Raw genomic sequence first — 13,515 nt, 5'->3', positions numbered from 1 at the left:
AGGTCGCTTGGACCTCTCGCAGGCAGGCTCCCGAATTCTAGCTCGCCCGCCGCTACGCAGCCCCCGGTGCGGCACCAGGGAACCCTGCCGGCAGCCGGTGTGCCTATCATCTCGACCGGTCCAGGAGCATTGCAAGGATTGTGCGCAAAATAACGAGCTGAAAACGCTCGGCGCCGCGGCCGATTTGGGGGCAACCTGATCCATAGCGATGGCCACCACCGAATCCCACCCGCCTCACGACGCAACGATCCTTCGGCCCAAGTGGCCGCTCGCGCTCTGGTTGGCGCACCTGGCCGTTCCGGCGGCACTGATCGGGCACGCCAGCGCCGCACTGTCGCGGACCGGCGCGAGCGGCGTTGCGCGTTGGGCCGTGCTGGCGGTGTGCACGGCGTGGTTGATCCTCGGGCTCGCGCTGGCCGCGCTGCCGCGCGGCCGCCGTTGGCTGGTCGGCGTGCGCTGGCAACTGCTGCTCGGCTGCGCGTCGCTGGCAATTTCACTGCTCGTCGTTGGCGAGTCGGCCGTGCGGATGCTGTCGTGGCGCGACGTCGACGGCAATCGCAAGTTTCGCACGATCGTGCTGAAACCCTTACATCTGCCGCTGGCATCGACGCAGCAGGAAATCGACCGTTATCTGGAAAGCAGCGCGAGCACGACGATTTACGATCCTGATCTCGGCTGGGCACCGCGTCCGCGCCAGGCCTCGCAGTGGTATGCCTATAACGCCGCGGCGATTCGCGTGGCTTCGCCGGACCACGAGTTCGATCCGCAGCCGCCGCCGGGCAACTGGCGCGTCGCCCTGTTTGGCGATTCCTTCACGCAAGGCGCGGAGGTCGAGTTCGCCGATTCGTGGGGAGCGAAGCTCGAGCAGGATCTAACCGCCGGGGGGCATCCGTCCGAGGTGCTCAATTTCGGCGTCGGCGGTTACGGCATGGACCAGGCGCTGCTGCGTTGGCAAAAACAAGGCCGGCCGTTGCTGCCGCAGATCGTCGTGTTCGGATTTCAGCCCGAGAATATCGACCGCAACGCCAACCTGATTCGCCGGCTCTACCAGATCAACAGCGGCAATCCGCTGTCGAAACCGCGCTTCATTCTGACGCCGACGGGCCTGCAACTGCTGAATCGCCCTTGCCTGCCACCGGAGAAACTCGTCGAGACGCTCCGAAGTCTCGACCGCTGGGAGCTGGTGCGCTACGAGGAGTATTACCGGCCCGGCGACTATGCGCCCCATCTCTGGCAGCGCAGCCTGCTGTTGCAGGTCGTGGTCGAACTCGCCACGCGCGAAACCGGCCTGGAGCCTGCGCGGTTCGCGCTGGCGCGGCCGCGGATCGCGCTGGCGCTCGAAATCATCCGCGCTTTCGATCGCGAGGTCCGCGCGGCGGGCTCCCGGTTCGTCGTCGTCCATTTGCCGAACAGCGATCACCTGGCCGCGATGCGCGAGCAAGGCGCGCTACCGTATGCCGATCTGCTCGCGGCGATCGGCCGCGACGTGACGTTGGTGCGCACCGAAGCGGCGCTCCTCGATTTGGCCAACGAGCTGCCGGCCGAAGCGATGTTTCGACCGGCCGGGCACTACGGACCCCAGGCGAACGCACTCGTGGCGCGGCGCGTGGCCGAGACGCTGATCGAGCCTGCCGCCCCGGCAAAGTAGACGCCCCTTCGGCCGGTTCAATCCGACTCGGGCTCAGCGAGATGCGCGGCGTCGACCGGGGCGCCGGCCGCACGAGCGCTGCGGAGTTTTGCATAGGCGGCCAGCAGCGGCCGTGCGGCCAGGGCACGCAGGCCCCCTGGTACCACGCGTACGGTCGCCGTCGGATAGCTGCGCGTGATCCAGCGGCGCGTGGCCGGCGCCAAAGGCCCGGAAAAATCCCACGACCGCCGAGTCGGGTCGGCCTGAAAGCGCTCCATCAACAGCCACCGCAGCAACTGCCCAGGACAATACTCGGCAAACGCCGGGTCGTAGCCGACCTTCGGTGAGAAATAAGTCCCCTTGGCGCTCCAACCGTACTCGAAGGCCAGTGTCTGATCGCGGTGCACGAGAAACACGAGATGCAAGTTGCCCGATGCCGCCAGGCCCTGGGCCTGGCGCAGGAAAAACTCGAACACCCCCGGCGACCGCAGCACCGACGAGCCGGCTTGCCCCTTCCAACTGCGGTCTTCGATGGCGAACCCACGGCGCAGCAGCGGTTCGACCTCATCGACCGCGAGCCGATCGTAAACTTCCAGCGCCACGCCGCCGTCGCGCTCCAGCCGGCGGACGATCTGCCGCATTTGCTTGCGCAGGTTCTTCGAGCGACTGGCTTCGTACGCCTCCGCGTTGTGCTCGACGTCGATCAGCCCGACTTCGCCGAAGTCGGACCGGTATTCCAGGCCACCGGCCGATTCGAGCGCGGCCAGCCACAGACGCCAGTGCGGCGAATGGAGATCGATGTGCGAAAACTTGACCCAGGCCGCGGGCCAGCGCGCGGCCGCCTGCCAGAGCGCAGGTAGCAGGTAGTCCGGCTCGACGTGCGGATCGACGAGCAACTCGCCGGCCGGACACCAGGAGTTTCCCGGCAGCTCGAGCGACGGCAATCCACGGTGGCTGTGGTGCACCAGCGGCAAGGCCGCCAGCAGCCGGCCATCCGTATCTTCGGCCACGCAGAACGCGAGGCGAGCCGTCGGCGCGAAGGTCTCGAGCCAGACGGCAATTGCATCGGCGCGGGCGCTGGGGGTCGTGGCCGTACTGCGATGCCACAAATCGTCCCAAGCCGCAGCCACCGCGCGCAGCTGGCCGATCGAGGTGAGGCGCCGCAAGCGAAACACGGGCCGCGCGAGACACCTGGACGCCGACAGCCGTTCGCGTTCAGACTCGACGATTGCCGTCATGTCGCACGGCCCTATGCGAGAATGTCGATTTCACCACCCAAGCGCGGACACAAGGGCTCGCCGAGCCGGTGCGGTAAGGCGCGTGGGCCCAGATCGAGCCACGCTCCAACTGTACCTCCCGCGAGCAGTCGCTCAGAGTAAATCAGGGCCCCCAACCCGCGGCCATTCTGCCGCGCCAAACCGCGACAATCCATACCCACGTCACTCCGCCCGCCGGGGACGTGTTGCGCAAGCTCTGGATGCATGGATCGGTACGAACAAAGGTCTCGATTCGACGATGCGGCCGGCGGCAGGCAAAGCTCGTAGACGATCGCCAGCCGTGCCCGGGGAGTGCGGGCGATCTTGGCCAGAATCGCGCTGGCGTGCGGCGCAATCCACAGCGTTCGCGGACAGGCGTGATTGGTGCCGATCACACAAGACACGATGCATTTCTCGAAGGAGTGAGGCCGGTCGACACCTCGGGGGCAAATCGCAGGCCACGGCTCACACCCAAAAGAAAGCGGCGAATTTTTCGCGGGTTTTCGCCGTGTGCCGACCATTTCACGGGGCGAAAAAGCAGCATCGTTGCCGAATCGCCACAGGCGTCGATCAGCGCCTAGGAGTACCGCGCCCTTACGACCCAGGCAGCGGGGCGGCTAGAATCCCACGACGCAGAGTGCGTCCGAATTGCAGGCCGGCTGGCATCGTCATGAATCTGTTGGTGATCGCCGTCGACCGCCTGCACATCGGCTACCTGGGCTGCTATGGCAACTCCTGGATTGGCACGCCGGGGATCGACGGTTTCGCCGCAGCAGGGCTTGTGTTCGACCAGGTGCTGGTCGATTCGCCCCGGCTGGGATCGCTCTACACGACCTATTGGCGCGGGGTCCATGCTGCGGCCCATGCGGGCCTCGCACCGCACCAGCGGCGGGGCGACGCGGCACTGCCGGCCCGACTGACGGCCGCGGGATACCACACGCTCTTGGTGACCGACGACGAACACGTCGCACGGCATCGTCTGGCAGGGGGCTTCACCGAACGCTGGTTAGCGCGGTCGCCGACGGTCGCTTCGACCGGGCGCAAGCGAACGTCGCTCGAACGCGTCTTTATCCAGGCCGGACGTCGTTTGACCGATGCCCGCCCGCCTTTCTGCATGTGGGTTCATAGCCGCGGGCTGGGGGCGCCCTGGGATGCGCCGCTGTCACGGCGCCGGCAATATGCCGAGATCGACGACCCGTTGCCCAGCGATGCCCGGGAGGTGCCGCGATTGAAGCTCGCGGCCGACTACGATCCCGACCTGCTCCAAGGGCACCGCTGGGCCTATGCCGGCCAGGTCACCTGGCTCGACGATTGCCTCGCGGCGTTCACCGGGTTGCTCGACGAGTCGGGCCTGGCCGACGACACGGCCGTATTGTTCTTGTCGACGCGCGGCTTTCTCTTGGGAGAACACGGACGCGTAGGCGCGCGTCCCCCGATGGGGCACGAAGAATTGATCCATGTGCCGTGGATCTGGCAGGTGCCGGGCGAGGACCTGGCCCAGTCGCGTTCAGAGGCCATCGTGCAGCCCGACGATCTCGCGCCGACCCTGGCGGCGCTACTAGGAGTAAGCGACGACTTTCCCGGCGCGACGGGCCACAACCTGGTGCCGCTGCTGCGCGGTGAGGTCTCCGCGGTGCGCGATCGCGCGGTCACGGTGTGCCGCCGGCCCGATGGCGAGGACCGGTCCGAGTTCGCCCTGCGCACGGCCGCCTGGCATCTCCGCGAGCTGCGACGGCCAGGGCGTTCGAGCCGCGAACTGTTCGTCAAACCCGATGACCGCTGGGAACAAAACGAAATCAGCTCGCGTGCGGACAGCGTGGCCGAAGAACTCGAAGCTGCGCTCGACGCCTGGCTCGTGGCGGCCCGGCAGGGGCAACTCGCCCTGCTGCCACCGCTACCAGCGGGCTGCTAGCGCGAAACTGCGCAAAATTCGTCGGACAGGCAGCCCCTGGACGCGTCGAGCAAGTCTGCGACGCCTGCACGCACGACGGGCGACCTAGGTCGCGATTAGCCCTAAAGCTATACTTCGCGACCCTTTGGCAGTTCCTCGCGACGCCGGAAACTCCCGGCAAGCGTTCGCCGATGAACGGACTCATCTGGCTGCTACCATCGCGCCGCGGAAGCGGCTTGCGCGCATGGCCGAGTTGGCTTGGCGCGCTAGCCGTGCTCTTTGCCATTGCGCAGACTGCTGCGCTCGCCCAAGACGCTTCGGCGCTAAGGGTACGCGTTCAGTGGAACAGCCCGATCGCGCAGGCCTGGCAGGGTTCGATCGGATTGTCGACCGGCGAAGTGCTCGAAGCGACGCTGTTGGGTACCGAAGTCGACGCACCCGGCTCGATCTGGGTGGCCGACGGCCGCTTGCAGATTGCCTCGCTCTCGCCGCGTGCGGCCGATGGTGTCGATCTGGCGCTGCAGGCACCCTACGACGCCGAGTTGCTCCTGCAATTGCGCACCGGGTCGATCGATCCGCTCGCTCAGCCCCTGCGCGTCCGGCTTAGCGACGTGTTGGCCGGCCAGCAGGTGCTGCCGCTCGACGATCAGGGGGGCTCGCTTGCCATCCGCCGCACGCCGGGTGACATGCTCCGCCTGGACACGACCAGCGATGCCCTGGTCTTCGCGCCGAGCGAGACCTGGAATGTGACCGTACGGCCGCACGCGCTGCCTGCGGCGTTTGGCAACAAGGTGCGCCTGGCCCTGAGGTTGTCGCCGGCGGGAGCGACGACTGCACTCTGGGAACATGAAGAAGACAGCCAGCTCGACGCGGCGCAGCAATTTGCGCCTTTGTCGATTGCGGTGCCGCTGCCGGCCGACGAAGGCGTGTATGAGCTGCACGTCGAGGCTCGGGGCCTGGGGCTGCGCTCGCGATTGACGTTGCGGCCGCCGGTCGTCGAGCGGGTTGCCCAGTTGGTTGTGGTCGATAGCCGCCCGCCTGAGCAGCCCAACGACAACACGCCGTGGCGCACGGTGTTCGAGCTCAACCCCGCCGTGAATCGCTGGTGGGAGCGTCTTACGGCGCTGCCGCTGTTGCCCGGTCAACGGCCCGGCCCGTTGGGGAGCGGTTCCGTAAGCCCCTGGGAACATTCGCTGGGTACGTTCGTCCAGCTGGGTCCGCACGGCCGCGAGCCCGACGCGAGTTGGGAGGCGTATACGCTGTCGATCGAGCGGCCCGGCCTGCCACACGTGCTGGAAATCGAGTATCCGAGCGACGTGCCGCAGACGACCGGCGTCAGCTTGATCGAATCCAACGCTGCCGGGGCCGTGTCGCCGATCGGAGTCGATTCGGGCTTCTTTGTCGCGGATGACGCCGTGGAGAGCGAACCGCACCTGGCCACGCATCGGGTCGTGTTCTGGCCGCGCACCAAGACGCCGATGGTGCTGTTGACCAATCGCCGCGAAGGCGGGCGTGCCGTGTACGGCAAGATCCGCGTGCTGGCCGGGCCGCGCTGGCTGCCGCGCCGCGAGCCGCCGGGCAGCACCACCGGCGGAAGGGTGCTGGCCCTGGATCTCGACCGGCCGCTGTGGGCCAAGAACTTTGGCGCGGCAGAAACGCTCGATCGCGCCTCGGGCCGCAGCCTGATGGATTGGCGCACCTTCTACGACGGCGGTCGCCACCTGATCGACTATCTGCATGCCGGCGGTCACAACGCCGTGTGGCTCGGTGTGCTGGCCGACGGCAGCACGATCTATCCCAGCACGGTCGTCGAGCCTACGCCACGCTATGACAATGGCGTGCTGTTCGACGATGCCCGCGATCCGCACCGCAAGGACGTGCTGGAACTGCTGCTGCGACTGTTCGACCGCGAGGGCCTGCAGCTGGTGCCCACGCTGCACTTCACCTCGCCGCTGCCGACGCTCGAAGCGCTGCGCCGCCCAGGAGACTCGGCGCGCACGGGCGTCGAGCCGATCGGCCGCGACGGTCGCGCTTGGACGGCCATCTATCCCCCGCAGCGCGGTCAGGCGCCGTACTACAACCTGCTGCATCCCGAGGTCCAAAACGCGATCCTGGCAGCCTGCCGCGAGGTGATCGCCCGCGGTACGGTCCACCCGGCCATGACCGGCCTGGCGATCGACCTCTCGGCCGACGGCTATGCCCTGCTGCCCGGCACCGACTGGTGCCTCGACGACGCCACGATGGAACGCTTCTCCCGGGCCACGGGCCTGAGCGTGCCGGGACAGGGTCCGCAGCGGTTCGGCGATCGTGCCGAGTTCGTTCGTACGCACGCCGACGCATGGATCACCTGGCGCGCCGAGCAGGTCACCACGTTCTATCGCCGACTGGCCGACGAATTGCGGGCCGTTCGCCCGACGGCACGCTTGTACCTGCTCACGCCGCGGACGTTCGACGGGCCCGAGGTGCGCAGGCAGTTGCAACCGTCGCTGCCGCGTCGCGTCGCGGCCGAAGACCTGTTGTCTGGACTGGGAATCGACGCCGAGCTGCTGCGCCAGGTGCCGGGGCTGGTGCTGGTGCGCAGCGATCGATTGACGCCGAGCGATGCCCCGGCCACACGGGCCGTGGATTACGACCTGGCACAGTCGGGGCCGCTCGATCAGTTGTGCGCTGCGACCGACACGAACGCGCGGCTGTTCTATCACGAGCCGCAGCGGCTGCGGTTGACCGACTTCGACACTCGCGCGCCGTTCAAAGGTTCGATGACCTGGCTTGTATCGCAGTTGTCGCCGTCCGAGGCGTACAATCGGCAGCGATTCACGCACGCCTTGGCCCGGGGCGATGTCCAGACGATCTGCGATGGCGGCTGGCTCGCCCCTCTGGGTCAGGAAGCAGCGATCGCCGGATTGGCCCAGGTCTACCGCCGTCTGCCGGCGCAACGGTTCGAACCGGTCGAGTCGGCGCGCCAGCCGGTAACGGTGCGACGCCTGGTCGACGGTCAACGGACGCTGGTCTACCTGGTGAACGATTCGCCGTGGAAAGCGCGAGTCGATCTGGCCGTTGTTGCTCCGCCTGGCTGCATCGTCGCATCGCTCGATCCGCAACGCGCATGGCCCGCGCTACAGCGCACCGGCGAGACGGCCGGCCTGTCGCTCGAGTTAGAGCCGTTTGATCTGGCCGGCGCCGAGTTCGCGGCGCCCAATGTGACGTTCAACGTCGCGCGCGTCACGCTGCCCGACAACGTTCGCCCGACGCTCGAAGCCCGAATCCGCGATCTGGGCGATCGGGCGGCGGCCGTCGGACTGCAGGCGCCCTGGGACGTGTTGATCAACAGCGATTTTGAGGTGGCCGGCGAAGCGGGCGCACTGGCAGGCTGGCAACTCGTACCGGCGACCGCGCTGGCCGCCGAGCAGGACGACAACGTGCCCTATGCGGGCGGCCGTTCGCTCCGCTTGTCGAGCACCGGTCCTGCCGGGCGGCTGATCAGCGACGTCTTGCCGGCGCCCGAGACGGGTCGGTTGAGCGTGTCGGTGTGGCTGCGCGTCGACGACGCCTCGCGGCAGCCGCCCTTGCGGTTGGCGCTCGAAGGCCAGCTCAACAGCCGCGACTACTACCGTTATGCACCTCTCGGTGCCGGAACGCAGGTCTCGAAACTGGGCACGACCTGGGCCCAGTTCTTGTTCCAGATCAACGACCTGCCGTTGGTCGGGCTGTCCGACCTGCGGTTGCGGTTCGATCTCTTAGGGCCGGGCGCCGTGTCGATCGACAAGGTCGAACTGTACGACTTGTGGCTGACCGACGCCGAACGGGTCGAGCTGTCGAAACTGATCACCACGGCACAGCTCCGACTCGAGGCCGAGCAGTACAGCGACTGCCTCCGCCTGGTCGAGGGGTACTGGCCGCGGCTGCTGCAAAGCCGCGTGTCGCTGAACCATCCCGAGACGGTTCAAGCGGCCGAGCCGGCGCCCCTACCGCGCGAGGCCAGCCGGCCGTCACCGCCGGCCGCACCAACCTGGCGCGAGCGGATCTATAACTTGCTGCCGCGTCCGCTGCGGTTCTAGGCCGACTCTCATCAAATTGACTCTACAGCGCTGTCGTTTCGATGACATATGCGCGAGAGCCCTGGGCGACGCCTGCGCCATAAAGAAATTCGTAACAGACTCTCAAATAAAGACTTGCGTCAAATAAAGGCACGGCTGGCACGAGAGTTGACTTAGTACATGGCACGGGACCCAAAGAATCCCCGCACCGGAAACGACAAGAACCCCCAAGAGCCCCGCCATGCGACTTTCAACTCCCCACACGACGATCGACGGCGTCAACGCAACGGATATCCAGCAAGTGTTCAACGACGCGCCCCTGCGCGGCAACCTGGTCGTGTTGTCGGCCAATGAAGACGAGTACATCCAAGCGGCCGGCGAACTGGACGGCCCTTTCCTGGTCGAATACCGCGACGGCCATGCGGGCAACCATCACCTGATGACGCTCGAAGAAGCGCGGCAGGCGTTCGTCGAGTACTTGCGGCGCGATTCCGCCTGGCGAAACAACGCGAGGCCGTCGGAACGCAGGGTGATCACCCTGGTCGCCATCGCTTCGACCTTGGGCACGATCTGCTCGCTGTTCGTTTAGCCGCGGCGGTATCCTCGCAAGCGCGACTACCCTCGATCTGGCGTGGCCGCCGGAGGCATGTCCTGGGCCAGGGCCTTGCGAGCGATTCGCGTGACGACGACCGTCAGCAGCACCGTCACGATGAGCCCCAAGACAAACAGCAAGTATTCGGCCGTACTGCGTGGGCGATGGCCCTGCAGCAGCTCGGCAAAGCTGCGGGCCGCTGAACCGAGATATACGTACATCAACGTGCCCGGCAACATGCCGATCCACGAGGCGAGCACATAGTCGCGCAACCGGACGCGGGTCAGCCCCAGCGCATAGTTGAGCACGTTAAACGGAAACACCGGCGACAGCCGGGTGAGCAGCACGATTTTGAATCCCTGCCTAGCCACGGCCTCGTCGATGGCTTGAAAGCGGGGGCTGCCTGCCACGCGACCTTCTACCCAGCGGCGGGCGAGCGTACGGCCAGTAAGAAATGCGCAAGTGGCCCCCAGCGTGCTGCCGATCGACACTGCCACGGTTCCCCAGCCGACGCCAAAAGCCGCACCGGCGCCGAGGGTCAACAAAGAGCCTGGCAGGAAGAGGATGCATGCCGGGATATAGATGCCGGCCATGAGCACGACGCCCCAAGGCCCCAGCTCGGCAACCGCATCGAAGAACGCAGCGATCCACTGTTGGGCTTGGGCAAAGTGCGTCAGCACGTAGCCGATCGCCGCCACGAGGACGACGACCCCGGCCATGCGCCACCCGCGCTGCACCGGGGCCAAAGAGGTCGACGATCTGCTGCTCATGGTGGTCCGCGCTCGCCCAGCGACTTGCGGCCACACGCTTCCCATCTCGGCCGCGTCCATCACGCAGCTTCGATGTATAGCACAGCAACGCGGTTACACATCGCCCTTCGCGGCAACACTCCAGCGATCTGCCAACTCCAGGCCTCGATCAGCCCCAAACCGGAGTACTCGACAACATCAGCGTGATCATCGCCGCGAGCAGGCCGAGCACCAGCCACCATACGGCTTCGTAAGTGGTTGTGTATCTGGTCGGGAACATGGCACACCTCCCGCGGTTCGGCGTCTCATGCCATACCGCCCCTGCTCGGAAAGGGGTGCAAAGGGGATGCCAGCGGGCGAACCCGGGCCCAGGGTGCGACGCGATGCCGCGCCGCGGGCCAAAAATCCAGCGAAAACGCCGCCCATTGGTGTGGCAGGATGAAAGGCCGGCACCCGAAGGGGTCGTGGCAAAACGAGCGTGTCCGCACGGGGCGCGCCAAGACGCGCCGGCCGAGCGGACACGAAATCATCCTCGGATAGGGCTTTTCGCCGGCGCCGGTTCGTCGCCTGGCGGCGATCCGACTTCCGGGGCAGAGCACTACTTCTTCAGCATCGTGCTCTGCAGCTTCATGACGTCGCCCATGTTGCCTTTCACCTTGAGTTTGCCCATGGTGAAGGCCATCATCGGGTTGACCGTCCCCTCGACGAGCCCGATCCAGGTTTCGTCCGAGGTGCTGATCGTGCAGCTCGGCGAGGGATCGGTGCCTTGGTTGACCGTGACAGCGCCGTTCTCGACGCGAACGACCCAGTCGCCCCCCTTGTCGCCGGAAATATTGAACTGAATATTCGCCTTCCAATCGCCCGCGGCCGCACCGTTAAAGCGGTTCGGCAATTCCGCAAAAATCTCGCTGCAATGTCCAATCGCCATCGGTCGAACTCTCCAAGCGGTTACGGCCGTCCCGCGAACCAGGAAAAACCGGATCTACGACGTGGATTCGTGACGGATTCGGCAATGAGCCAATTCGGCACGGGGCCCCAATTCGGTAAGGGGCCTCTGGTCACGGCGGTCCACCATTCCAAGCTGCAAGGCCGGCCGAGGATGGCGCTGCAGAAACATGGAAGATTAATCACTGTGCCAAGCCCCAGGGCGTATGTCAAATGAATCGACCCGCTTCGCGACCCGTTTACCCATTCGCCTGCCTGCTGGTCTTGGGCACCCTCGGGGGAGGGACGCTGCAGGCCGCCCCGCCCTCGGCCGACGATGCCCCCAAGCGGATCGTGCTCGTCGATGACGTCCCCGACGGACACCCGGCTGGAACCCACGAATTTGCTGCGGGCCAGACGATCCTGACCTCTCTGCTGGCAAATTCCGCCCCTGTTCGGCTCGACCGGATCGGCGCCCAGGCGCCGGGCGCAGCCCAGGCCACATTGCTGGATGGGGCCGACGGCGTTGTGCTGTACCTCTCGCAGGGAGCACTCTGGGCAACTGCCGATCCGAGACGCCACGAGGCCCTTACCCGCCTGGCGGCGCGCGGCGGCGGGATCGTGGCCCTGCACTGGGCCGTGGGGGCGAAGCCGGCCGAGACGATTGCCCCTTTCGTGCAATTGATCGGCGGCTGCCACGGGGGGCCCGACCGTAAGTACACCGTCACCGAGGCCGAGGTTCGCATCGCGACGCCCGAGCATCCGATCCTGCGTGGCGTGTCCGGGTTTCGCGTCCGCGACGAGTTCTACTACCAGCTCAAGTGGGCCCTGCCCCCCGAGATCGCTGCGGCCGAGGCGCGCTATGCCGCTGCCGCCACGCCGGAGGCCAATCCCGCGATCACTCCGCTCTGGGAAGTCGCGATCGACGACCAACCGCGAACGGTTGCATGGGCCTGGCAGCGTCCCGACGGCGGCCGATCGTGCGGCTTCACCACGATGCACTTTCATGAGAACTGGCGCCGGGCAGAATACCGTCGCGCAGTGACTCAAGCGGTGATGTGGTCGGTGGGTCTCGACGTGCCCGAGGGCGGAGTTGACGTCGCATTGCCGGAAGAGGCATTTGGCCTGCCAGCTTCGGCACAGCCATAGCACGGCCCCGTTTCGCTCTGGGCCGATAGCCGCCAGGGTCCCCAGACCGTCGCAGGATCGTTGCGAGCGCGCCGCGGAACCGCGAGCATCGTCGCCGCGGCCAAGAGCAACGTGCCCCACAACCGCGCGCCGATCGTGCGCAGCAAGAGCATGCCCGGCAGACCTGTCGATTCGGCAGGCAAGAGCGACAAGCCCACCGCGACGCCCAACAGCACCATCAAGTAACGCCGCCGCGGATGGCCAGCGAGAATCGCGTGCAGCACCACGCCGTAAGGTACGACGAGCGCGACAAAGTTGTAGCGCCAGGCAAGCGGGTTGAACAAGGTCATATAGACGAGCAGCATGCCGACAACGGCGCCGGTCGTTTCGCGCTCGTGGCGACCCCGGCGGACTGCGACGATCCACGCGTACAGTGCGGTCGCCGTTAGCAGCGCGACGATCAGCCAAACCCCGCGGGCCGTGGCCAAGGGCCAAGCGGCGACGTTCACACCATAGGGCGTCTCGCACAGCAACCGCACGCAGAGCGCCAGCACCGACTGATTCTGGATTCGCCAAAGTTGTTCGGCCGTTTCCGTGCCGAACAGATGTCCCGGCCATGCGGCGAATTGCTGTAAGTTTTGTTCCCAGCCCAGCCAGCAGGCGGGAATCAGCGCCAGCGCACACAGGCTGCCGGCGAACCAGGCACAGGCCGTCGCCCGGCGCCGGTCGAGCAACAGCAGCGGCGCAAAACACAGCGGCACCAGTTTCCACGCCACGGCCGACGCGAGCAGCGCGGCGGCGAAGCGCGGGCGGCGCTCGCCAAGCGCAACGCAGGCCCAAACGGTCAACGCGATCCACCCACTCGCCGTCGATCCGGCGTGCCATTGGTTGAAGACGTAACGGGCGGCGAGCGCCAGCGCGCCGAGCACCACCCAGCCGCGCAGGCCTCCTTCTTCCGGGAGCCAGCGCGCCAGCGCAATGGCCAACAGTGCGATGCAACCGACATCGACCACAAACCAGAGCATCCGTGCGACGGCCGGGGGCAACGCGGACAAGGGCGCGATCGCCAACGCGACCACCGGCGGATTCTTGAAGGTCAGCAGCGGACCTTGATCGAGCGTGTATAACGGCGCCCGAGCCGCGCATGCCGCGCCGGCGCGGTAATACACGCCGAAGTCGCCGACGGCGCCTTGCCGCGCCTGCTTCGCGACGCGCGTGCCGTAGTACGCAACGATGCCGATCAAGACGATCGTCGCGATGCGCCAGGCGGGGCTGAGGCGCGAGAAACGCTGCGTCGCAGAAAACATGGGC

The 13,515-nt window shown here is 66.7% G+C and carries 10 protein-coding genes; 5 read left to right on the top strand and 5 right to left on the bottom strand.

Annotated features, from left to right (window positions below; genetic code table 11):
- Window positions 1–208 precede the first annotated feature (208 nt).
- Entirely contained in the window at window positions 209–1,648 is a 1,440-nt protein-coding gene (locus tag K1X74_03835) for an SGNH/GDSL hydrolase family protein (protein ID MBX7165459.1), read from the top strand.
- Window positions 1,649–1,665: 17 nt separating this feature from the next.
- On the opposite strand, the gene K1X74_03830 is transcribed toward K1X74_03835, so the two are convergent.
- Entirely contained in the window at window positions 1,666–2,865 is a 1,200-nt protein-coding gene (locus K1X74_03830) for a GNAT family N-acetyltransferase (GenBank protein MBX7165458.1), read from the bottom strand.
- An 11-nt stretch (window positions 2,866–2,876) separates the two neighbouring features.
- Window positions 2,877–3,287: a hypothetical protein gene (locus tag K1X74_03825; GenBank protein ID MBX7165457.1), complete on the bottom strand. Its 411-nt coding sequence runs from the start codon at window positions 3,285–3,287 to the stop codon at window positions 2,877–2,879.
- A gap of 266 nt (window positions 3,288–3,553) precedes the next feature.
- Here K1X74_03825 and K1X74_03820 point away from each other — a divergent pair, with 266 nt between their 5' ends.
- From K1X74_03820 to K1X74_03810, 3 genes are all read left to right on the top strand, one after another.
- Window positions 3,554–4,795, top strand: a complete 1,242-nt coding sequence (locus K1X74_03820) for a sulfatase-like hydrolase/transferase (protein MBX7165456.1) — start codon at window positions 3,554–3,556, stop codon at window positions 4,793–4,795.
- A gap of 251 nt (window positions 4,796–5,046) precedes the next feature.
- Complete coding sequence (locus K1X74_03815) at window positions 5,047–8,832, top strand: family 10 glycosylhydrolase (GenBank protein MBX7165455.1); 3,786 nt, start codon at window positions 5,047–5,049, stop codon at window positions 8,830–8,832.
- Window positions 8,833–9,052: 220 nt separating this feature from the next.
- Window positions 9,053–9,400: a hypothetical protein gene (locus K1X74_03810; protein MBX7165454.1), complete on the top strand. Its 348-nt coding sequence runs from the start codon at window positions 9,053–9,055 to the stop codon at window positions 9,398–9,400.
- A 26-nt stretch (window positions 9,401–9,426) separates the two neighbouring features.
- Here the strand turns inward: K1X74_03810 and K1X74_03805 are convergent, their stop codons facing one another.
- A complete protein-coding gene (locus K1X74_03805; protein ID MBX7165453.1) occupies window positions 9,427–10,173 on the bottom strand; it encodes a TVP38/TMEM64 family protein in 747 nt (248 codons plus the stop codon).
- Between the two features lie 577 nt (window positions 10,174–10,750).
- Entirely contained in the window at window positions 10,751–11,080 is a 330-nt protein-coding gene (locus K1X74_03800) for an SCP2 sterol-binding domain-containing protein (GenBank protein MBX7165452.1), read from the bottom strand.
- A 230-nt stretch (window positions 11,081–11,310) separates the two neighbouring features.
- Between K1X74_03800 and K1X74_03795 the strand changes: the two genes are divergently transcribed.
- The gene (locus K1X74_03795; protein MBX7165451.1) at window positions 11,311–12,225 is read left to right on the top strand and encodes a ThuA domain-containing protein; all 915 of its coding nucleotides are present in this window, start codon (window positions 11,311–11,313) and stop codon (window positions 12,223–12,225) included.
- On the opposite strand, the gene K1X74_03790 is transcribed toward K1X74_03795, so the two are convergent.
- The gene (locus K1X74_03790; protein ID MBX7165450.1) at window positions 12,123–13,511 is read right to left on the bottom strand and encodes a DUF2029 domain-containing protein; all 1,389 of its coding nucleotides are present in this window, start codon (window positions 13,509–13,511) and stop codon (window positions 12,123–12,125) included. The genes K1X74_03795 and K1X74_03790 overlap by 103 nt on opposite strands.
- Window positions 13,512–13,515: the final 4 nt, after the last annotated feature.

Source organism: Pirellulales bacterium, assembly GCA_019694435.1.
Lineage (GTDB): Bacteria > Planctomycetota > Planctomycetia > Pirellulales > JAEUIK01 > JAIBBZ01.
Note: the sequence above shows the minus strand (reverse complement) of the source record. Positions and strands in the feature narration are given on the sequence as shown.

Coding starts and splice junctions, on each gene's coding strand:
- K1X74_03835 (MBX7165459.1), top strand. CDS start 209: ATGGCCACCACCGAATCCCACCCGCCTCACGACGCAACGATCCTTCGG.
- K1X74_03830 (MBX7165458.1), bottom strand. CDS start 2,865: ATGACGGCAATCGTCGAGTCTGAACGCGAACGGCTGTCGGCGTCCAGG.
- K1X74_03820 (MBX7165456.1), top strand. CDS start 3,554: ATGAATCTGTTGGTGATCGCCGTCGACCGCCTGCACATCGGCTACCTG.
- K1X74_03805 (MBX7165453.1), bottom strand. CDS start 10,173: ATGAGCAGCAGATCGTCGACCTCTTTGGCCCCGGTGCAGCGCGGGTGG.
- K1X74_03795 (MBX7165451.1), top strand. CDS start 11,311: ATGAATCGACCCGCTTCGCGACCCGTTTACCCATTCGCCTGCCTGCTG.
- K1X74_03810 (MBX7165454.1), top strand. CDS start 9,053: ATGCGACTTTCAACTCCCCACACGACGATCGACGGCGTCAACGCAACG.
- K1X74_03790 (MBX7165450.1), bottom strand. CDS start 13,511: ATGTTTTCTGCGACGCAGCGTTTCTCGCGCCTCAGCCCCGCCTGGCGC.
- K1X74_03800 (MBX7165452.1), bottom strand. CDS start 11,080: ATGGCGATTGGACATTGCAGCGAGATTTTTGCGGAATTGCCGAACCGC.